Here is a 21,651-nt window from a genome sequence, read left to right as displayed (position 1 = left end):
TCCCGCCGCCTCCACCGGACCCGGCACCCCCGCCGGTCCCGCCGCCTCCGCCGGGCCCGGCACCTCCGCGGGGGCCGCCGCCGACGACCGCGCCGGTGCGGACGACGCCGTCCTGACCTGGCTCTACGCCCCGGGCGACCGTCCCGACGTGGTCGCGAAGGCGCTGCGTTCCGGCGCGGACGTCGTCCTGGTCGACCTGGAGGACGCGGTCGCGCCCGCCCGCAAGGAGTACGCGCGGGCCGCCACCGCCGAGTTGCTCGCCGAGCCGGTGCCGGGGCCCGCCCGGGTGCACGTACGGCTCAACGCCCTCGACGGCCCGCTGTTCGCGGCGGACCTCGCGGCGCTGGCCGGGCTGCCGGGCCTGGGCGGGCTGCGGCTGCCGAAGGTCGCCGGGCCGGGCGATGTCGCGTCCGTGCTGCGGCTGCACCGCGAGCTGGCCGGGCCCGGCGCGGCCGTGCCCGGGCTCTACCCGCTGCTCGAATCGGCGCTCGGCCTGGAGAACGCCTTCGCCATCGCCACCGCCGATCCCGCGGTGCGCGGACTCGCGCTCGGCGAGGCGGACCTGCGCGCCGACCTCGGCGTGACCGAGGAGGACGCGCTCACCTGGCCCCGGGTGCGGACCGTCGTGGCGGCCCGCGCGGCCGGACTCGCCCCGCCCGCGCAGTCTGTCTACCCCGACGTGCGCGACCTCGACGGCCTCGACGCCTCCTGCCGTCGCGGCCGCGCCCTCGGGTTCCTCGGCCGCGCCGCCATCCACCCCCGCCAACTCCCCGTCATCGCCCGCGCCTACCTCCCCACCGCGGGCGAACTGGACGCCGCCCGCGAGACCGTGGCCGCGGCCGCCGCCTCGCCCGGTGCCCTGGCCCTGCCCGACGGCCGCTTCGTGGACCCCGCGGTGGTGGCCGGCGCCCGACGTGTCCTGACGCTTGCCGCCCGCGCGGAGGCGTACTTGTAGGGTCTGCTGACGATGAACGGGGGACCGGAGTCCGCGTCGAGACCACCACGCCGGTTCGCGGCCGCCGACGGATTCGGGGTCGTGCTCGCCGCTACTCGCGGTGTGCCGCGGCTTCGGCGGCCTTCGCGGCTTCCTCGGCCTCGTCCAACACCTCGAAGACGTAAGGAAGTTGCTCTTCCAGATGTCGGCTGAGCATCGCCACGGCGGCGTTCCGGGGAATCTGCTGCGATCCGACCCGGCGCGCCACCTCCTGCATCGCGGTGTACGCCTCGACGAAGTCGCGGAGGTGGTCAGCGGGGTACGCGCGGACCAGCCCGCCCCAGATCTCCACCGCCGCCATCGACGGTTCCAGGGCCTCCTGCCAGCGGCCGTCCTCGCTCAGCAGGGCCACCGAGTCGGTCAGGAACGAGGCGATGAGCGGCTGGTACTTCGGCAGTTCCCGGTCGAGCCCGTACCAGAGGTCCAACGCGCGGCAGAGCGCGTCCGGGAGCGTCTCCAGGGAGCCGGACAGGGCCTGCCAGAGGCCGAGTTGGAGGGTGTGCTTGACCAGGCTGAGCTCCGCCTCGGCGCCGGCGAGCCCGATCCGCCGCCGGTGCTCCCCGATGCCGACCGCCTGCCGCAGGGCGTCGCACGCCTCGGCTGAACGTCCCAGCTGGTGGAGGATGTTGCCGAGGTTCACCAGCGAGGAGATGAGCCGGCCCTCGAAGTTGCGCGGGTCGCGGCGGGCCAGTAGCCGAAGCCCCTGCACCGCGTCCTCGGCGTAGCGGAGGCCCTCCTGGTGCCGCCGCATGCCGACGAGCAGCGCCGCGAGGTTGGAACGCCAGACGGGGAGCAGGATCTCGTGGGAGGAGTCGGTGGCGGCGAGCTGCTCGGAGAGTTCCACCGCCCGGCGCAGCGCGCGCCGGGCCTCGTCGAGACGGCCCAGGTCCCAGAGCCCGTCGGCCAGGTTGTTCAGGTTCCAGGCGAGTCTCGTCCTGGTGTGCCGGTCGGTCTCGCCCAGCCGCTCCAGCAGCTCCACCGACTCTCCGAGGGCGAGCAGCGCCTCCTGGTCGCGCCCGGCGGCGGACAGGCAGGAGCTCAGCGTGCTCACCGCGAGGGCGTACGCGCGGTCGCGGCCGGGGTGGTTCCGGTCCAGGCGTTCGATGACCCGCAGCTGCTCCGCAGCCGCGGCCAGCGCCTCCTCCGCGCGGCCCGCGCCGCTGAACGTGCTGCTGAGCAGGTCAAGGGCGATGCCGAGGTCGTTCAGTGCGGTCGCCGAACCGTCCGCCGCCTGCCGCCGGGCGGCGGTCACGGAGTCCTCGGCGAGCTTCAGGGCGAGCCGGTCCAGACCGTCGTGGGCGTGGATCAGGACGATCCGGAGCCGGTTCAGCACCTCGACGCTGAGGCCGCCGGCCGGCATCGCGTCCAGCAGCGCCTGTTGCACGCCGGCGGTCCTGGCGGTGCGGCCCGTCCCGTGGTGCGCGGCGGCGGCCCGCGCCAGCACCGTCACCAGCCGCACCTGCTGGTCGGCGGAGGAGCGCGCCAGCAGGTCGGCCAGCGGGAGCGGCGGATCGAGGTCGAGCAGGGCGCGGGAGGCGTGGTACTCGCCGACCCGGTCGGGTTGCAGCGGGCCCCAGAACCGGTCAGGTCCCGCCGGGTAGAGGGTACGCAACCAGGCCGCCATGACCGGTGCCCGCGCGGGCGGGATGCCGGGGAGCGCCCCGACGGCGGCGACCGCCTCGGGCTCGTCTCTCGCCCCGCACAGCGCGGCGACGGCCACGGCCTGCTGGAGGACGGTCGGATCGAGCGGCCCGAGCCGTTCGGCGGCCCGCACCCAGTACCGCTGCTCGTGCCGCAGCAAGGTGGCCTCGGCGGGCTCCTCGGGCGCGGCCGAGACCGGCGCCGAGCCGTGCTGCAACAGGGCGGTGAGCGCGGCCATCTGTACGGTCAGCACCGACTCGTCGCCGTCCACGCCCAGTCGGCTCGGCACGCCCAGGGCCGGCGCCAGGGCAGTCCATCCGGCGGGCGGGCGGCCCGGCAGGCCGGGTAACGCCTCCAGCAGATCGGCGAGGTCGCCGACCGCGCCGCGGAACAGCGCGGTCATGGCGTCGGGCGGGCCGCCCGCACCGACCAGCGCGGCCAGTTCGATGGTCGGGGCCCTGGCCAGGATCTCGTCCGCGTACGACGCGGTCAGCCCGTCGCTCTGCCAGGCGCCGCCGGTACGGGCGAGGAGCAGCAGCCGCGTACGGTGCCGGCAGCCGCGCAGCTGGTCGATGACGCGGCGCACCAGGCTCGGCCGGGCGTCCGCGTAGTCGATGACCAGCAGGAAGTCGAGCGCGGTCTCCAGGGACCTGAGTTCGGGCAGGGCGAGGTCGCTGTCCCGCAGTTCCGCCCGGATGTGCCCGGTGACCCACCCCTCCGCCCGCAGGTCGTCGGCCAGTTGGCGGGCGAGGCGGGACTTGCCCTGCCCGCCGGGCCCGGTGACCACCCGTACCGAGAAGCCCTCGGCACCGACCTGGCACCAGTCCCGCAGTGCCCGCAGCTCGTCCGCCCGCCCGCGGAAGGCCACCGCCTCGGCGTCGGCGCGCAGCAGCATCGCCGGCGAGCGCAGGTCCCGCTCGGGGGCGGCCGGATCGAGCAGGTCCACCGGTTCGGCGGCTTCCAACAGCGGCTGCCAGCCGCCGTGTTCGGCGATCAACGCGGTGAAGCCGTCGTCCGCGAGCAGCAGCGAGGCCGGGGTGGCGGTCAGCCGGGTACCGCCCACGGCCTGCCGGTCCGCGCGGACCACCCCGCACAGCAGCCCGCTCTGGCGGCTCTCGGTCAGCAGCGCGGCACCGGACATCCCGGACCAGCCGGTGCCGGTCCCGTCCCGTACCGGGATGGTCGCGTCCTTGCTGAAGACCTCGTAGCGACCGGCGAGCGAGCCGGTCCCCGGCATGATCTCGCCGCTGATCCGGCCGTCGAAGCGGTCGCCGCTGCTGGGGTCCTTCTCCATCCGGGGGAAGCCGGCGACGGCGACCGGGTGGGGGCGGGTGCCGATGATCCGGCCCCACCGTTGCGGCGGCCGGGTGCGTATGTCGGCCAGCGAGTCGGGCGGCTGCCAGCGCCGGCCGGCTCCCCCGCCCGGCCCGGCTCCTTCGCCCGGCCCGGCTCCCCCGTCAAACCCGGTCACTTCGGCCTGGCCATCTCCCCCGCCCGCCCCGTCGACTTCCACCTGGCCGTCGACTTCCACCAGCGCCGCGTCGACCCGGTCGTCGACGCGCCACCACCGAACCGCCGCCGGGAACTGCTCCGTCCCCGCATCCGGCCGGCAGACGGTCACCCGGGCCGGCTCCGGCCCCATCGCCGCCTGGACGACATGACCCGCCGTCAGCGCCAGCCGCGGCGCGACCAGGTAGCCGGACCCGAACGTCGTGCCGGTCTCCCGGTGGACCCGGATCTGCACCCGCCGGTCGAACTCCATCCGGCCCCCTCCCGCCTCCCGGACCGCTACCGGGCCGCCCTACTCCTCATCGGAGACGTTCACCGGGGCATGATCGGCTCCACGTGCGTCCAGCCGCACCGTGACCTTGTGGGTGGCCTGGCGCGTGCGCTCGGCGCCGCCGCCCACGCTGACCACCGCGAACCGCAGTCCGGCATCCGCTTTCCGGCTGCCGGTCAGCTCCATCCCGAGCTCCAGCGTGATCTCCCCGAGGGAGAGGTGGACCCCGTCGTCCCCGTCGGTCGCCACCCGCCGCTGCGCCTCGGCCACTTGACGGCGCAGCAGCGTGATCGCGTCGGCCAGGTCGAGCCAGTCGTCCCCGCTGCTGTTGCCCACGGGTCCCCCTGATCGCTCGGTCACCGGCACGCTCGATGGGACAATCCTATAGATCCACCTGAGTCGCGACGCGGCTCACGGGAAAACCACCCACCGGTGATCGTGCGAACACCGGTGGAGCCGCGCCGCCGTTGGCCGTCGGCGTGCTGCCGCACCCGGACCGCTCGGCGCACTCCGTACGACCGTTCAGGCCACCAGCAGCCGCAGGCCCAGCTCGGCCGCGTCCAGCGCGACCAGGTCGCGGTTGCGCTCGGCCCACCGCCCCGAGGCGAGGTCCCCGCGCAGTCCGTCCACCGCCCGCCGCTCCGCCTCCGGCCCGACCCTGGTCCACACCGACACCGCGCGGCGCACCTGCTCGTCCAGATACGCCTCGGGGCGGCGCCAGTAGGCCTCGAAGAAGCCGTCGGCGCAGTCCCACGGGACGAGCACCGGCTCCGCGCGGCCCCCGATCGCCCGGGTCAGGTCGGCCAGCGACGGCCAGTCGACGAGGAGGTCGGCGAACTCCGGCAGGTAGTCGCGGGTGAGCCAGAACCGCTGGAGCCAGCCGGTCGTGCTCGCGTCGTACGTGAACACCACCACCCGGCGGGCCACCCGCCGCATCTCGCGCAGCCCGGCGATCGGGTCCTGCCAGTGGTGAACGGTGCTGAACGCCATCGCGGCGTCGAAGGACTGGTCCTCGAACGGCAGGTTCTCCGCGGCGGCGGCCACGCACGGCGCCGCTCCCGCGGGACGCTGCGCCCGCATCACCGCCGACGGTTCCACCGCCGTGACCTCGCGGTCCGGCGGCTCGTAGGAGCCGGTGCCGGCCCCGACGTTCAGCACCGTCCGCGCGTCGCCGAGCGCTTCCCACACCCGCGCGGCGATCCGCGGCTCGGTGCGCCGCGTCGCCGGGTAGGCGGACCCGATTTTGTCGTACAACTGGGCTCCGAACACCTTCAGTTGCTCCTCCGGCGTCGTCCTGATCCCCATGGCCCGTGCCTCCAGTTCCTTGTCGATGGCCGTCACCATCGCGGTGGTGCGGTCGCGCTGTTCCACCAGCAGGCCGCGCAGCCGGCGCAGGTGCGCGACCGCGTCGGTGGCCGGGTCGTCGACGAGATCCGCGATCTCGCGCAGGCCGAACCCCAGCCGCCGGTAGCCGAGCACCTCCCGCAGCCGCTCCACGTCGCCCGCCGAATAGGCCCGGTACCCGGCCCCGGTCCGCGCGGACGGCTCCACCAGGCCGATCTCGTCGTAGTGATGCAGCGTGCGGACGCTCACGCCCGCCAGCTCGGCCACGCGCCCCACGGTCAGGTGCTCTTCCACACCCCCGACCATGCGGCATCACGCCACGTGAGGGTCAAGCGCGCTCCTCGACGTCGCGGGCGGCGCTGCGGCGGCTTCCGTGCGGAGGTCGGCGACGCGGTAGTCCCTGAGCCGCATGATGAGTCGACCGGCCCGCGGCCGAGCGGCGTGGGTGTCGTCGAGAGCGAGGGTTTCCGCGTTCGTCGGGTCAGCCGGCGGTCCGGTACCCGTTGATCCGCGACCGCCTCAGGAGTCAGGTGGTCGCGTGGTGGTCGGACCATGCCTGCCAGAGTCGCGAGTAGCGGCCTTGCCGCGCGAGGAGTTCGTCGTGGGTCCCCTGCTCGGCGATCGCCCCGTCGTGCATGACCAGGACGCGGTCCGCCAGCTTGGCCTGGGTCAGCCGGTGCGCCACGATGAGGGCCGTACGGCCCTGTACCGCCGCGGTTGCCGCTGCCTCCAGTACGCGCGCACCCGCCGAACCGGCCTCTGCCGTCGCCTCGTCGAGCACCACGAACCACGGGTCGCCCAGCACCACTCGGGCCAGCGCGAGCTGCTGGACCTGGTCGGCCGTCAGCCGGTTTCCCTCCTCGCCGACGACGGTGTCGAGCCCGTCGGGAAGGGCGTCGACCCACCGGTCCGCCCCGGTGACGTCGAGGGCACGCCGTACCTCCTGGTCGGAGGCTCCTGGACGGACAAGGGTCAGGCACTCACGTACCGTGCCGGCGAAGGCGTGAACGTCCTGGGTGATGAGGAAGACGTTGGCGCGCACGCCGGTCCGGACGGGATCGTACGGCTGCCCGCCGTAGGACACCACGCCGTGGGAAGGCCGCAGCACGCCGGCGGCGATCGCGCCGAGCGTCGTCTTGCCCGCCCCGGTGGAACCGACCAGGGCGACCCGCTCGCCCGGGGAGATACGCAGGGACACGTCACGCAGGACCGGCGTGCCCGGCGTGTACTCGTGGGTGATCCCGGACAGGACGATCTCGCCCTGTCCGGGTTCGAGGTGGCCCTCCGGCACCGGGGGCTTCGGCATCAGTGCGATGCCCACCAGCCGGGACAGGGCCGCCCCGACGGCCTGGAAGCGGTCGAAGGTGAAAAGGATGCCGGCGATCGGGGTGAACAGGCGGAGGAAGTACAAGGCGGCCGTGGTGACGGCACCGACCGTGGTGAGGTTCCGGCGTACCAGGACGAACCCCAGACCGAGGATCAGGACCAGGCCGACGAGTTCGGTCACGTTGTTGCGCATGAGGAAACGCAGCGACATGCGGAAGACGCTGACGGTCAGGGCCGCGACGCGCTCGGAGGTGTCCTCGATCCGATGGAGCAGCCGGGTGCCGATACCGAAGGCCCGGGCCGTGGGCGCCGCGCCGATACCGGTGAGGAGTGCTTCGGCACGCTCGCCCTGGGCGATGCGTTCCTCCCGGTAGAGCGGCTCCGAGCGGGGCAGGTACCAGCGCAGACCCATGGCGAACAGCGGTGTGACCGACACGATGGCAAGGCCGAGGCGCCAGTCGAGCGCCAGCGTGCCCACGGCGGTGAGGGCGATCGTGACGGCCGAACTCACGATTACCGGCACGACGTTGCCCAGCCCCTGGGACACGGTGCGCACATCCTCCGAGAGCCGCGAGAGCAGGTCACCGGTGGTGGCGCGTTCGATCCGGTCCGCGGGCAGATGCAGCGCGCGGTCCAGGACCTCTTCCCGCAGTTCCGCCAGCGCGGGCTCACCGGCACTGGCCATCGCACTCACCGACAGGCCGCCGAACACCGCGGCCGCGGCCGTGGCGACGCAGATGACGAGCGCCTGGGAGAAGATGGTGTCGTGGCCTGAGCCGATGTCGTTGACGATCTTTCCGATGGCCCACGGCGGCACGAGGCCGGCCACGCTTGCCAGGAGGGTCGTGCCTGCCGCGGCCGCGGTGGCCCGGCGGTTGGCCGCGGCCATGCGGCCCAGAAACCTGAATGTCTGCCGGTGGCCGCTGATGGGCAGCAGTTCCTGGCTCACCTCAGCACCAGCTCCTGGTAGTCGGGGCGTTCCAGTAGATCCCGGTGGGTGCCCTCGCCGGCCACCTGTCCGTCCGTCACCACGACGACGCGGTCCGCGGTGGCCAGCAGCGCCGGACTCGTGGTGATGATCCAGGTCGTACGCGCGTCGGCGGGGCCGTGGCGCAGGGCTTTGACGCCGCGGGCGATCTGCTGTTCGGTGACCGCGTCGACTGCCGTCGTCGGATTGTCGAGCACGAGGAAGGGCCGGTCGGCCGCCAACGCCCGGGCCAGCGCGATGCGCTGCCGCTGCCCGCCGGAGAACGTCGCTCCGTCAGCCGTGACCGGCTGGTCCAAGGCCCTCTCGTCGAGGTCGACGATGTCCTGGGCCGCCGCCGCGTCGAGGACCTGTGCCAGCCGGGCCCCGTCCAGCCGGGCCGCGGGGTCGAGGTTGCCGCGCAGGGTGCCTTCCAGCAAGTGGGTGTGGTGGGGGTTCACCAGGAGGAGGCCGCTGCGGGCGCGGATGCTCAACCCGTCGATCGGGATGCCTCCGACCAGGGCCTCGCCGCTGAGGTCGTCCGGCTGGACCTCACCGCTCAGCAACCGGACCAGGGTCCCGGCCGCGGCAGGGTCGGGAATCACGAGGCACAGCAGCTCGCCGGTCCTGGAGGTGAGGGAGAGGTCCCGCAGCGCACCGGTGGTCACCTCGTTCAGGGACACCTGCGCGGCCCCGCCGACCACCGCGTCCGCGTCACCGTCGGCGAGCAGCGGCGGCGTATCCAGGAACGCCACGATACGGGCGGCCGAGGCGTACGCCGACCCCGCTTGCGCGCCGATGCCGCCGAGCGCGCGGATGGGCACCGCGAGAAACTGCGTGAGGCCCACGACGGCGATGAGGTCCCCCACCGAGATGGCGCCGTCGAGCGCGCGGCTGCCCGCCAGCAGCGTGACCGCGGCCAGGAAGAGACCGCTGAGCCCGGTGGACACGCTCTCCAGGATTCCGTGCGACCTGCCCAGCCGTATGCCGGCGCGCTTGGCTTCCTGGCTGTGCGCGCGGTAGCGCGCGGCGGCCTCGTCCTCGGCGCCGATGCCCTTGAGCACGCGCAGTCCTCGGACCAGGTCCGCCGCCATGGCGCTGGTTCGGGCGATCTCGGCGAGCTGGGTGCCGCTGCGGCGGGAGATCATGGGCGTACTGAGCTGGATGAGCGCCAGCACGACGGGCATGCCGACCAGCACGACCAGGCCGAGCTCGATGTCGATGCCCAGCAGGATGACGGCGCTGCCCGCGACGGCGACAGCCGACGCCAGTGTGTAGCTGGCGGGCTGGGTCAGGCTGCCGGCGCCCTCGGCGTCGGCGGTGGCCAGGGACAAGGTGGCGCCGGGCAGGCTGCCGCTGCGGGCGCCGAGCGGGCGCAGCACGTGGCGGGCGATCTCGACACGCAGCCGGTGGCGTTCACCCTGGTCGGTTCGGAACGCCTCGGCCGCACCGTGGAGATAGGTGACCATCAGGGAGGCGAAGACGAGGAGCAGCAGCGCGCCCCACGCCAGCAGGGCGTGGACACTGCCGACCGCGACCGCGTGGTCGATGACCATGCCGACGACGACGGAAACCATCGCCTCGGAGAACTGCCAGACCGAGAGCAGGCCGAAGGCGGCCGCCATGCTCCGGCCGTTGCGCCGCACCGCTCGCCACAGTAATCCTGACGCCGAGGCGGGAGGCCGCCCCGCATCGAAGTGCGCCCCGTCGCGATACGGCGTAGGCGAGGCCGGCGGCGGGCGCCTGCGCGTCAGCCCGTCCCTGCCCGATATACGGGTCGTCCGTGTCATGACGTCGCGGAGTCCGCTTCGGTGAGGAAACGGTCCGAGGACGGAGCCGCACGGCACACGCCGAAATCCGACATTCCATATTTTCTGGTGCGCGCCGACCGGCCCATATATCTCCCACCCATGGACGTGCCACTTCACCACCGATGGCATACCGCCCATCGGCAGAACAAGTCATACGCATTACTTCCGGACTTTAACACGGAGTTGATTCACCGTCACCACGCCAGGTGCCCGTTGACACCGTTGACACCGTGCGGCGGCCGCGGGTGGATTCCCGAAGAATCAAGACAACCGCAACCACCTGCGGAGCGGTGCCCACGGGAGGGCGAAAACGCCCGTGGAGCAGTCGATACCGAGACGGTGAACAACGGCATCGCGTTATCGTGAATTCGGTGCGCCGCCGCATGGGCCGGAAATTCGGACGAGGAATTCCGCGCCGCCCCACGCAGCCGACGCCGCAAGGGTGTGAACCCGCGCCGCCCGCCGCCGGGGCGCCCGGGCGGTTACCAGCCGAGCGCTGGACCGCAACGGCTCGCGAAATCACGGAGGTCGGTCAGGACGATGTCGGCTCCGGCCCGGCGTAGTTCCTCGGTGGTGTACTTGCCGGTCGCGACCGCCACGGCCAGCGCGCCGGCGTCCAGTGCGCCGCGGACGTCGTGGGGCGTGTCACCGATGACCACGGCCAACCGGCCGGCGAAGCCGTGACCGTACTTCTCGGAGGCCCGCTCGCGGGCTTGGCGCACCAGGTCCGCCCGGTCGCCGCTGTCGTCGCCGTAGCCGCCCACCGCGAAGTCGATGCCGTCACCGAGGCCCAGCGCGCCGAGCTTGGCGATGGCGACGGGACGTATGTTGCCGGTGACGGCTGATTGGACGGTGTGCCGGGTGCTGCACGACGCGATGGCCTCCCGCGCCCCCGGCAGGACCGTACCGGCTTCGCGCATGCGGTCGGTGAGGCGTCGAGTGGCCGTCGCCAGGGCGTCGTAGAACTCGCCGAAGAGGGTTTCGGTCTGCTCGACGCCGTTCAGGCGAAGCGTCTCCTTCAGGATCGCCCGGTCGGTTCGGCCGGACATGTCCGGCAGCTCACCGAGCGGCTTTCCGGTCACCTGCCGGAAGGCGAGTTCGTAGGCTGCGCGGCTCACCCCGCCGCCGATGGTGACGAGCGTGCGGTCGATGTCCCACAGGACGAGGTGAGGGGATGAAGCGGCCTCGCCGGGAGGGCTGTCCGTAGCCATGCGGGACAGCGTAGGGCGTCGGCTCGCGACCACGCGGACAGGTGACCGCCGCCGACCGCCGAGGGGCGTCAGGCGCGGTCGTGGAGGGTGACCTGGTAGCCGTCGGGATCGGCGAAGGTGAAGGTCCGGCCGAAGGGGCCGTCGATCGGCGCGGAGACGATGGCGTGACCGTCGGCGACGAGAGCATCGTGGATGGCCTGGACGTCGGTGGCGTGCAGCCAGATCGCGGCACCGATGCCGGGCTGGGCGACGGATGCGAGATCGGTGCCGGGGACGATGTCGCGGAGTGCGAACGCGATCGGCTTCGTCTCGAAGACGACGGCGTGCGGAGGCCCGGCCTGGGAGCGGACGAGGCCGAGGTACTGCTCGTAGAACGCCTGCGAAGCGTCGAGGTCGCGCACCTGGAGGGAGGTGAAGTCAGGGCCGGTGGCGGGCATGGTGATACTCCTTCGCTTCGTGTCAGTATCCTGACACAGACCACTGTATGTCAGAATGCTGACATGAGTCAAAACGGTGCCGGCGTCGACCTGGACAGATCACTGGGCTACCTGCTGAAGGAGGCTTCGAGCGCCCTGCGCGCAGCCATGGAGGAGGTGCTGCGGCCCCTCGGGATGAACGTGACGCACTACTCCTGCCTCGAACTGCTCTCCCAGCGGCCGGGCCTGTCGAACTCCGAGCTCGCGCGGGGCGCGTTCGTGACGCGTCAGTCGATGAACGTGCTGCTCCAGAACCTGGAACGAGACGGCTACGTGACCAGGCCCGCGCAGGCACCCGTCGGGAAGGTCCTTCCCACCCGGCTCACGCCGCGCGGCCGGCGGAGCCTGGAGAAGGCGACCGTGGCGGTGCGGTCCGTCGAGGTCAGAATGCTGGCCGGCATGTCCGAGACGGAGCAGTCGGACGCGTTCCGGATACTGCGGGGCATGGTCCGTTCCCTGCGCGACGGCGACCGCGACGACGGCAACGACGGCGCGTAGTGCGTTCCCTGGCGCACTCCGGGCCGGCGCGCTCCGGGCCGGCGCGGCCGAGCCGATGAGCAGCGCACCACCTGCCGCCGTACGGCGGTTCTCGTACGTGGTCACCCGGGAACAGCTGTTTGTCGGAAAAAGGTCGTCCGCATACCGAACCTTCCCCCGGGTTCGCCCGTCTTCAGGTGCGTAGGCGCGCACTTGACCAGCGCGCCGAATCACCATCGAGGGGAAACCAGCACTTCATGAAGAGCAAGCTGACCGCCGTGGCCGTCGCGGCCGTCGTCATCGCCGGCACCGCCGCTGCCGCCATCCCGGCCTCGGCCGCCACCTCCACCGCCAAGGCCAAGCCGACCCGTTGCCACACCGCCGACCTGAAGGCGGGCTTCGCCACGGGGGGTGACGCGAGGCCGGAGATGAACCAGACCAAGAAGCAGACGCAGGCGTACATCTGGTTCACCAACACGAGCAAGCGCACCTGCACCGTGTCCGGCTTCGCCGGTGTCGACATGGTCGGCGCGCAGAAGACCGACGGCACCTGGTCGCTGCGGCGCTCCTCCCAGAAGCCCGTGAAGATCACCCTGAAGCACGGGGACACGACGGACTTCAGCATCACCCTGGCCCCGGTCGCCAAGTCCAGGCCGACGAAGGAGAAGTTCGTCCCGGCGAAGTTCCTGGTCACCCCGCCCAACGAGACGAAGCACTTCACCCTGAAGTGGCCGTTCGGCGGCCAGATCCTCAAGCAGGACGGCGCCACCCGCCCGGCCACCTACCTCAACCCGGTCGGGCGGTAACCAGCCGGGCAGCCGCCGGGGTTCCTCCGGCTGGTGGCCGCCGCACACACCTCCGGGTGGTGCGGCGGCCACGTCCGGCACCCGGCCCGCCCGGGTACGACCGGGTACGGCCGGGCCCGGACCGGAAACCGCCGCGGGCTACGCCCCTGAGCGACCGCTCCGCCCGGCCCGACGCGCGCCGGCCGCGCGGAGCACGACGGGCAGCACCGCCGCCAGGGCGCAGACCAGCCCGGGCAGCAGCAGGCCCCAGCCGGCACCGCGGGCGGAGGGGTGCACCGCGACGAAGGAGCCCAGCACGGCCACCCCGAACGTCGCCCCGAGCTGCCGGACCGCGTTGAGCAGACCGCCGGCCGCACCCGCCGATCCGGCCGGAGCGAGGGTGATCACCGCGGTGGTCAGCGCGGGAAGCGCCAGGGATACCCCGCACCCGGCCGCGAACAGCCCCACCGCGAGCACCGGATACGGCGCCCCGCTGCTCGCCGCGCCCGCCATCACGCCGCCGGCCGCCGCGAGCAGCGCCAGCCCGCCCAGCACCGGCCCCCGCGGCCCGAACCGGGCCACCAGCCGCCCGGTCACCAGCAGCGGGTTCACCGCGGTCGGCAGCGTCAGCGGCAGGAAGGCCACCCCCGCGGCCACCACGCCGTACCCCCGGGTGGACTGGAGGAGCAGCGGCAGCACGAACAACACGGCGGTGAGCGCGAACCCGACGGCCGCGCCCGCCATGAGCATGCCGGTCATCCCGGGTGCCCGCAGCACCGCGGGCACCAGCACCGGCGACACGCCGCGCCGCTCCCGCCCGTCCGTGCGTTCCGGCCGTTCTCGCCGCCCCCGCTGCCCCCGCCACTCCCGCTGTTCCCGCCGTACGAACAGCGCGCCCGCGACGACCGCCCCGGCGGCCGAGCAGGCACCGTGGACGACCGCGTGCGCGCCGAACGCGATCAGCGCGTCCGTGAGGAGCCCGAGCGCCGCGCACGCCGCGAACTGCCCGCCCCAGTCGACCTCGCGCTCCCCGCGCGGGCAGCGCACCGCGCGACCTGCGACCAGGGTGAGCACCAGCGCGGTCAGCGGCACGTTCACCAGGAACACCGCCCGCCAGCCCGCGAGCGCGACCAGCAGCCCGCCCGCGATCGGGCCCGCCGCCAGCGCCGCTCCGCTCACCGCCGCCCACACCGCCACCGCGCGGGCCCGCCGCGCCGGGTCCGGGTAGAGCCGGCTGATCATCGCCATCGAGCTGGGCACGCACGCCGCCGCGGCCACCCCGAGCACCGCCCGGAGCCCCACCAGCGTCCACAGCCCCGGCGCGCACGCGCTGAGCAGCGATCCCGCGCCGAACACCGCGACGCCCGCGCGGAAGACCCGGTGCGCCCCGTACCGGTCGCTGACCGCCCCCGCCGACAGCAGCAGCGCGCCGAACGCGACGGTGTAACCGGTCACCACCCATTGCAGCCCGGCCGTCGAACTGCCCAGCGACCGCGCCAGGTCGGGCTCGGCGACGGACAGCACCGTCGTGTCGAGCAGCACCATGAAGTACCCGAGGGCGATACCGAGCAGCGCGGTTCCCGTACGCGGGGCGGCAGTTGGCAGACGTGGCGGGGCAGGGGACGGAAGCGTGTGCGACATGCCCCGCACCCTCCCGTCCCGCCCCCTTCCCGCTCCACCGCCGGCTCCGCACGCTCCGTTCGGCGGAACCGAATGCGAGGATGAGGCACATGGAGAAGCGAAGCGCTGCCGCGGGCAGGGCAGGCACGGAGGGCACGGCGGGGATACGGACACGGGTGGGCGCGGCGCGAACGGGCACGGGCACGGGCGCGGGACCGGCCGCGGGCGCGGGACCGGCCGCGGGCGCGGGAGGCGCCGACCGGTCGGCGGGCGCCGGCGGCACCCCGGTTCCCGCTCAGCCCGCGGCCGCGCCCCCACTGGACCTGCGGCAGTTGCGCACCTTCGAGGCCGTCGCGGGGACCGGAAGCGTGACGGACGCCGCCGTACGGCTCGGCCTCGCGCCGTCGTCGGTGTCGCAGGCGGTGCGCACCCTGGAAGTGTCCCTCGGGGTCGAGCTGTTCGATCGGCGGCCGCGCGGCATGCGGGTCACGGCAGCCGGTGAGCGGCTGCTGGTGTGGAGCCGGCGGCTGCTGGAACAGGCCGAGCAGGCCCGCCGCGAGGTGGTCGACGCGGGCCGGGAGCGTACGGCGGTACGCCTCGGCGCGCTGGAGTCGATCGCCGCCGCGATCGTGCCGGGGATTCTGCAGCGGCTCGGCGCGCGCAGGCCGGACCTGGACGTGGAGGTCACCTCGCAGGCCGACCGGTCCGCGCTGCTGGCGTCGGTCGCCGCCGGGGAGTTGGACGCGGCCCTGGTGCTGGACGCCGGCGACTCGCTCGGCGGCCTCGGGTTCGCGCCCCCGGCCGGCGCGGAGTTGGAGTTCCTGGACCTGGAGCCGGTGCCGCTGGTGCTGGTCGCGGCGCCCGGGCACCGGTACGCGACGGCCGACCGGCTCGCCCCGTCGGACCTGCGCGGCGAGCGGCTGCTGGTCAACGTCCACTCCTCCTGTTCCTTCGCGCTCGCGACCGGCCGGCTGTGCGGCCCCGGCGTGGAGCGGGTGCACGCGGGCAGCGTCGCCGTGATGCGGGCCTGGGCCCGGCGCGGTGTCGGCCTGGCGCTGCTGCCGTCCTTCGCGGTCGCCGACGACCTGGCCGCGGGCACCCTCACCGCGCTCCCGCTGCCCGCCCCCACCCTCCACCTCCGCCTGACCTGGCCCCCCTCCCGCACCGCCCACCCCCCGACGCGCGCGCTCCTGTACGCCGCGAGCGCCTGACCCGGCACGCTCCGCGCGAGCCCGACCCGTTGCCCGCTCGGCGCGCGGCCGGTACGACGACGGCGCCCGACCCGCCGCCCGATCCGCCCTCCTTCGCCGTCCGCGCGGCCGGAGCCTCCGGCGCCCCGAGTCCCTCGTGCAGGAGCAACGTCGCCAGGCACGGGTCCCCGGCGCGCCGCGCTTGCGTTTCGCGGCGTGAAATGATTCATCGCGCTCCCCTCAGCACGCCCCGGCGCGCCTCCCGCGGACCTGCCTGACAGCAGCGCCAAGGCACGATTCCACCTGCCGTAGATCGGTCGGCGTACACCTTGACAGCATTCCGGCACGCCCCTATCTTCGTGGCGTGAATCGATTCATTTCAAACGGTCAGCGGAGGGTCGTCCATGCCTGATCGGTCGGCGGTGAAGGCGGCACTGAGCTCCCAGGTGATCGAGACCCCGTCCTGGGGGTACGGCAACTCCGGCACCCGGTTCAAGGTCTTCGCCGAACCGGGCGTGCCCCGGGACCCGTTCGAGAAGCTGGACGACGCCGCCCAGGTGCACGCCGCGACCGGGGCCGCCCCGGTGGTCTCCCTGCACATCCCGTGGGACGCGGTCGGCGACTACGACGCGCTGGCCCGGCACGCCAAGGAGCGCGGGCTGCGGCTCGGCGCGGTGAACGCGAACGTCTTCCAGGACGACGCGTACCGGCTCGGGTCGGTGGCCAACCCCGACCCGCGGGTGCGCCGCAAGGCCGTCGACCACCTGCTGCACTGCGTCGACATCATGGACGCGACCGGCTCCCGCGACCTGAAGCTGTGGTTCGCCGACGGCACCAACTACCCCGGCCAGGACGACATCACCGCCCGCCAGGACCGGCTGGCCGAGGCCCTCGCCGAGGTGTACGCGCGACTCGGCGAGCAGCAGCGGATGCTGCTGGAGTACAAGCTGTTCGAGCCGTCGTTCTACTCCACCGACGTGCCGGACTGGGGCACCTCGTACGCGCACTGCCTGGCGCTGGGCGAGCGGGCGCAGGTCGTGGTGGACACCGGTCACCACGCGCCGGGCACCAACATCGAGTTCATCGTGGCGTTCCTGCTGCGCCAGGGAAAGCTCGGCGGCTTCGACTTCAACTCCCGCTTCTACGCGGACGACGACCTGATGGCGGGCGCGGCCGACCCCTTCCAGCTCTTCCGCATCCTGCACGAGGTCGCCAAGAACGGCGGCTTCGCACCGGAGACCGGGGTGGCGTTCCTGCTCGACCAGTGCCACAACATCGAGGGCAAGATCCCCGCGGTGATCCGCTCGGTGATGAACGTCCAGGAGGCCACCGCCAAGGCGCTGCTGGTCGACCTGGACGCGCTGCGGGCCGCGCAGGCCGCCGGTGACGTGCTGGGCGCCAACGCGGTGCTGATGGACGCGTACAACACCGACGTACGGCCGCTGCTCGCCGAGGTGCGCCAGGAGCAGGGGCTCGACCCCGACCCGCTGGCGGCCTACCGTGCTTCCGGCCACCAGGAGCGGATCGTCGCGGAGCGCGTCGGCGGCACGCAGGCCGGCTGGGGCGCGTAACCCGCGCGCCGGGCACCGATGTCGGGGCCGCCGTACGCCGGTGGCGCCCGCGCGAATCGGAACCGTACGCCCGCCCGTCCCGTCATCGACTCCACCCGACCCACTCGACCTCACCCGAGCACCGGAACCCGACCCGGCAGACCCGGACCCGACCCGGACCCGAAGGAAGACGACCGTCATGACCCTCTCCCCCGAGGCAGCGGCGCTGCTCGCCCGCTCCAACCGGCTGGGCGCCGACCCTCGCAACACCAACTACGCGGGCGGCAACACCTCCGCAAAGGGCACCGCCCCCGACCCGGTGACCGGCGCCGACACCGAGCTGATGTGGGTGAAGGGCTCCGGCGGCGACCTCGGCACGCTGCGCGAGCCGGGCCTTGCGGTGCTGCGCCTGGACCGGCTGCGCGCGCTCACCGAGGTCTACCCGGGCGTGGAGCGCGAGGACGAGATGGTCGCCGCGTTCGACTACTGCCTGCACGGCAAGGGCGGCGCGGCCCCCTCGATCGACACCGCGATGCACGGCCTGGTGGACGCCGCCCACGTCGACCACCTGCACCCCGACTCCGGTATCGCGCTGGCCTGCGCGGCCGACGGGGAGGCGCTCACCAAGGAGTGCTTCGGCGACACCGTGGTGTGGGTGCCGTGGCGCCGCCCCGGCTTCCAACTCGGCCTGGACATCGCCGCGGTGAAGCAGGCCAACCCCAAGGCGATCGGCTGCGTGCTCGGCGGCCACGGCATCACCGCGTGGGGCGCGACCAGCGAGGAGTGCGAGCGCAACTCGCTGCACATCATCCGCACCGCCGAGACCTTCCTCGAACAGCGCGGCAAGGCCGAGCCGTTCGGCCCGGCACTGGACGGCTTCGCACCGCTGCCGGCCGGCGAGCGGCGGGCCCGGGCGGCCGAACTGGCGCCGCTGCTGCGCGGTCTGGCCTCCGCCGACCGCCCGCAGGTCGGCCACTTCACCGACAGCCCCGAGGTGCTGGACTTCCTCTCCCGCGCCGAGCACCCCCGGCTGGCCGCGCTCGGCACGTCCTGCCCCGACCACTTCCTGCGCACCAAGGTCCGCCCGCTGGTGCTGGACCTGCCGCCGACCGCGCCCCTGGAGGAGGCCAAGGCGCGGCTGCGGGAGCTGCACGCGGAGTACCGCACGCAGTACGCCGCCTACTACGAGCGGCACGCCGCGCCCGACTCCCCCGCGATGCGCGGCGCGGACCCGGCGATCGTGCTGGTGCCGGGCGTCGGCATGTTCAGCTACGGCAAGGACAAGCAGACCGCGCGCGTGGCGGGCGAGTTCTACGTCAACGCGATCAACGTCATGCGCGGCGCCGAGGCGGTCTCGACGTACCGGCCGATCGAGGAGTCGGAGAAGTTCCGCATCGAGTACTGGGAGTTGGAGGAGGCCAAGCTGCGGCGGATGCCGGCGCCCAAGCCGCTGGCCACCCGGATCGCGCTGGTCACCGGGGCCGGTTCCGGCATCGGCAAGGCCATCGCGCACCGGCTGGTGGCCGAAGGGGCCTGCGTGGTCGTCGCCGATCTCGACGCGGCCAACGCGGCGGCCGTCGCGGAGGAGTTGGGCGGTCCGGACAAGGCGGTCGCGGTGACCGTGGACGTGACCTCCGAGGAGCAGATCACGTCCTCCTTCGAGCAGGCGCTGCTCGCCTTCGGCGGGGTGGACCTGGTGGTCAACAACGCGGGCATCTCGATCTCCAAGCCGCTGCTGGAGACCACCGCGAAGGACTGGGACCTCCAGCACGGCATCATGGCCCGCGGCTCGTTCCTGGTCTCCCGCGAGGCCGCGCGCGTGATGACCGAGCAGGGCATGGGCGGCGACATTGTCTACATCGCCTCGAAGAACGCGGTCTTCGCCGGCCCCAACAACATCGCGTACTCCGCGACGAAGGCCGACCAGGCCCACCAAGTTCGCCTGCTCGCAGCCGAGTTGGGCGGCCACGGCATCCGCGTCAACGGCATCAACCCCGACGGGGTGGTCCGCGGCTCCGGCATCTTCGCCGGCGGCTGGGGCGCCCAGCGCGCGGCGGTCTACGGTGTCGAGGAGTCCAAGCTCGGCGAGTTCTACGCCCAACGCACCCTGCTCAAGCGGGAGGTGCTGCCCGAGCACGTGGCGAACGCGGTGTTCGCGCTGACCGGCGGCGACCTCACGCACACCACGGGCCTGCACATCCCCGTGGACGCGGGGGTCGCGGCGGCGTTCCTGCGCTGAAGGCCGCGGGGGCCTTCCTGCGCCGAGCGGGCGGCGCCCCCGCCACACCGAGCCCCACCAGCCCTGCCAGCCCCACGGGAGCCGCACCGATTCCCGCCGGCTCCCGCCGACCGCAGCCGTCTCCCGCCGACCCGCACCGCCCCCACCGACGAACCGCGCCAAGCCGCGCCGCGCCCCGCACCCGAGGTAACCACCGTGCCCCGCAGTCCCTCCTCCACCTCCCCGTCCGCGTTCGCCGCCGCCGATCTCGGCGCCACCAGCGGCCGTGTCATGGTCGGCCGGGTCGGCCCGGCGCACCTCGACCTGAGCGAGGCGCACCGCTTCCCGAACCGCCCGGTCCTGGCCGGCGGCAGCCTGCACTGGGACGTACTGGGCCTGTACCAGGGGGTGTTGGACGGGCTGCGGGAGGCGGCGCGGTCCGGCGGCGTGACGTCGGTGGGGGTCGACTCGTGGGCGGTGGACTACGGGCTGCTGGACGCCGACGGCCGGCTGCTCGGCAACCCCCACCACTACCGCGACAGCAGGACGCAGGACGCGGCGCCGCGGGTGTGGGACGCGGTGCCGGCGAAGGAGCTGTACCGGGTGACCGGACTTCAGCACCTGCCGTTCAACACCGTCTTCCAGCTCGCCGCCGCCCGCGGCAGCGCCCAACTCGCCGCCGCCCGGACGCTGTTGCTCATCCCGGACCTGCTGGTGCACTGGCTGACCGGCACCGTCGGCGCGGAGTTGACCAACGCGTCCACCACCGCCCTGCTGGACGCGGCGACCGGCGACTGGTCGGGCGACCTGCTCGGGCGGCTCGGCCTCGACCCGGAGCTCTTCCCGCCGCTTCGCCAACCGGGCGAGGTCGCGGGCGAGTTGCTGCCGGCGGTGACGCGGGAGACCGGCCTGGCCGAGGGCACCCCGGTGGTGACCGTCGCCTCCCACGACACCGCGTCCGCGGTGGCCGCGATCCCGGCCGACCGGCCCGGTTTCGGCTATGTCTCCTGCGGCACCTGGTCACTGGCCGGACTCGAACTGGACCAGCCGGTCATCACGGAGGCGTCCCGGGCCGCCAACTTCACCAACGAGCGCGGCATCGACGGCACGTTCCGGTTCCTGCGCAACATCATGGGGCTGTGGCTGCTGTCGGAGACGCTGCGCACCTGGGCGGCCGAGGGGCTGCCCACCGATCTCGCACCGCTGCTGGCCCGGGCCGCCGACGCGCCACCGTTCGCCGCGCTGGTCGACCCGGACGCGCCGGAGTTCCTGGCGCCCGGCGACATGCCGGCCCGGATCGCCGCGTACTGCGAACGCACCGGGCAGCGCGTCCCCGCCGACCAGGCCGCCATGGTGCGCTGCATCCTGGAGAGCCTGGCGCTGGCGCACCGGGCAGCGCTGCGCACCGCGGCCGAACTGTCCGGGCGCGACCTCGACGTGGTGCACCTGGTCGGCGGCGGCAGCCGCAACGACCTGCTGTGCCAACTCACCGCGGACGCACTCGGGTTGCCGGTCGTCGCCGGTCCGACCGAGGCGACCGCGCTCGGCAACGTCCTGGTGCAGGCCCGCGCGCACGGCCTCGTCGCCGACCGCACCGCCATGCGCCGGCTGGTGGCCGACACCCAGCACCTGCGGCAGTTCCGGCCCAGCGGCGACCCGAACGCCTGGGCCGCCGCTGGCGCCCGGATCGGCCTCGGCTGAGCCTCCCGCCGGGGTGCGCCGGGCCCCCGGACCGCACCGCCCACCCCTAAGGAGCCGCATGCGGGTCGCACTCTTCCTCACCTGCGTCAACGACGCGCTGTATCCGGGCACCGGTTGGGCCACCGTCAGGCTGCTGGAGCGGTTGGGCGTGGAGGTGGACTTCCCCGCCGCCCAGACCTGTTGCGGGCAGCCCCAGTTCAACACCGGCTACCGCCACGAGACCGAACCCCTGGTCCGCCGGATGGCCCGCGCCTTCGACGGCTACGACTACGTGGTCACCCCGTCGGGCTCGTGCGCGGCGATGGTGCGCGACAACTACCCGCGGATCGCGGAGCGGGCCGCCGCCGAGGGCCGGGACGACGGGCTGGCCGCCGCGGCGGCCGCGGCCGTGCCGAAGACCTACGAACTGACCGAGTTCCTGGTGGACGTGCTCGAAGTGACCGACGTGGGCGCCTACTTCCCCCACACCGTCACCTACCACCCCTCCTGCCACGGCCTGCGCATGCTCGGCCTCGGCGAACGCCCCCGCAAACTCCTCCAAGCCGTCAAAGGCCTGGAACTCA

16 protein-coding genes are annotated in these 21,651 nt (G+C 73.6%); 8 read left to right on the top strand and 8 right to left on the bottom strand.

Annotation, left to right across the window (positions count from 1 at the left end; genetic code table 11):
* Positions 1-112: 112 nt before the first annotated feature.
* Positions 113-955 carry an aldolase/citrate lyase family protein gene (locus ACIPAE_RS38740; protein ID WP_366413289.1) on the top strand — a complete coding sequence of 281 codons (843 nt, stop codon included), beginning with the start codon at positions 113-115 and terminating at the stop codon, positions 953-955.
* A 91-nt stretch (positions 956-1,046) separates the two neighbouring features.
* Here the strand turns inward: ACIPAE_RS38740 and ACIPAE_RS38735 are convergent, their stop codons facing one another.
* The 7 genes from ACIPAE_RS38735 to ACIPAE_RS38705 form a co-directional block, all read right to left on the bottom strand.
* A complete protein-coding gene (locus ACIPAE_RS38735; RefSeq protein ID WP_402452022.1) occupies positions 1,047-4,397 on the bottom strand; it encodes a tetratricopeptide repeat protein in 3,351 nt (1,116 codons plus the stop codon).
* A 39-nt stretch (positions 4,398-4,436) separates the two neighbouring features.
* Entirely contained in the window at positions 4,437-4,751 is a 315-nt protein-coding gene (locus ACIPAE_RS38730; RefSeq protein WP_328460832.1) for a trypco2 family protein, read from the bottom strand.
* A 186-nt stretch (positions 4,752-4,937) separates the two neighbouring features.
* A complete protein-coding gene (locus ACIPAE_RS38725) occupies positions 4,938-6,065 on the bottom strand; it encodes a MerR family transcriptional regulator (RefSeq protein WP_366413274.1) in 1,128 nt (375 codons plus the stop codon).
* Between the two features lie 220 nt (positions 6,066-6,285).
* Entirely contained in the window at positions 6,286-8,034 is a 1,749-nt protein-coding gene (locus ACIPAE_RS38720) for an ABC transporter ATP-binding protein (protein ID WP_402452018.1), read from the bottom strand.
* Entirely contained in the window at positions 8,031-9,695 is a 1,665-nt protein-coding gene (locus ACIPAE_RS38715; RefSeq protein ID WP_402452016.1) for an ABC transporter transmembrane domain-containing protein, read from the bottom strand. Before ACIPAE_RS38715 ends, ACIPAE_RS38720 begins: the two co-directional genes overlap by 4 nt.
* 647 nt (positions 9,696-10,342) lie before the next feature.
* Positions 10,343-11,071 (bottom strand): HAD family hydrolase, encoded by a 729-nt coding sequence (locus tag ACIPAE_RS38710; protein WP_402452014.1) that lies wholly within the window; start codon positions 11,069-11,071, stop codon positions 10,343-10,345.
* Positions 11,072-11,139: 68 nt separating this feature from the next.
* On the bottom strand, positions 11,140-11,508 hold the full coding sequence (locus ACIPAE_RS38705) for a VOC family protein (protein WP_402452012.1): 369 nt from the start codon (positions 11,506-11,508) through the stop codon (positions 11,140-11,142).
* A 63-nt stretch (positions 11,509-11,571) separates the two neighbouring features.
* Between ACIPAE_RS38705 and ACIPAE_RS38700 the strand changes: the two genes are divergently transcribed.
* Positions 11,572-12,045 (top strand): MarR family transcriptional regulator, encoded by a 474-nt coding sequence (locus tag ACIPAE_RS38700; RefSeq protein ID WP_329372209.1) that lies wholly within the window; start codon positions 11,572-11,574, stop codon positions 12,043-12,045.
* A 236-nt stretch (positions 12,046-12,281) separates the two neighbouring features.
* Complete coding sequence (locus ACIPAE_RS38695; RefSeq protein ID WP_329372207.1) at positions 12,282-12,830, top strand: DUF4232 domain-containing protein; 549 nt, start codon at positions 12,282-12,284, stop codon at positions 12,828-12,830.
* A 138-nt stretch (positions 12,831-12,968) separates the two neighbouring features.
* Here the strand turns inward: ACIPAE_RS38695 and ACIPAE_RS38690 are convergent, their stop codons facing one another.
* Entirely contained in the window at positions 12,969-14,450 is a 1,482-nt protein-coding gene (locus ACIPAE_RS38690; protein WP_402452007.1) for an MFS transporter, read from the bottom strand.
* Between the two features lie 89 nt (positions 14,451-14,539).
* Between ACIPAE_RS38690 and ACIPAE_RS38685 the strand changes: the two genes are divergently transcribed.
* The 5 genes from ACIPAE_RS38685 to ACIPAE_RS38665 all read left to right on the top strand — a co-directional run.
* Positions 14,540-15,640, top strand: coding sequence for a LysR family transcriptional regulator (locus tag ACIPAE_RS38685; RefSeq protein ID WP_402452004.1), 1,101 nt, complete (start codon positions 14,540-14,542; stop codon positions 15,638-15,640).
* A gap of 383 nt (positions 15,641-16,023) precedes the next feature.
* On the top strand, positions 16,024-17,190 hold the full coding sequence (gene rhaI, locus ACIPAE_RS38680; protein WP_402452003.1) for an L-rhamnose isomerase: 1,167 nt from the start codon (positions 16,024-16,026) through the stop codon (positions 17,188-17,190).
* A 178-nt stretch (positions 17,191-17,368) separates the two neighbouring features.
* On the top strand, positions 17,369-19,408 hold the full coding sequence (locus tag ACIPAE_RS38675) for a bifunctional aldolase/short-chain dehydrogenase (protein WP_366413265.1): 2,040 nt from the start codon (positions 17,369-17,371) through the stop codon (positions 19,406-19,408).
* Between the two features lie 270 nt (positions 19,409-19,678).
* Positions 19,679-21,088, top strand: a complete 1,410-nt coding sequence (locus ACIPAE_RS38670) for a rhamnulokinase family protein (RefSeq protein ID WP_402452054.1) — start codon at positions 19,679-19,681, stop codon at positions 21,086-21,088.
* A 58-nt stretch (positions 21,089-21,146) separates the two neighbouring features.
* The coding region (locus ACIPAE_RS38665) for a (Fe-S)-binding protein (protein ID WP_402451999.1) at positions 21,147-21,651 on the top strand (505 nt) is incomplete at its 3' end.

The sequence above is a fragment of the Streptomyces sp. NPDC087270 genome, assembly GCF_044744625.1.
Lineage (GTDB): Bacteria > Actinomycetota > Actinomycetes > Streptomycetales > Streptomycetaceae > Actinacidiphila.
Note: the sequence above shows the minus strand (reverse complement) of the source record. Positions and strands in the feature narration are given on the sequence as shown.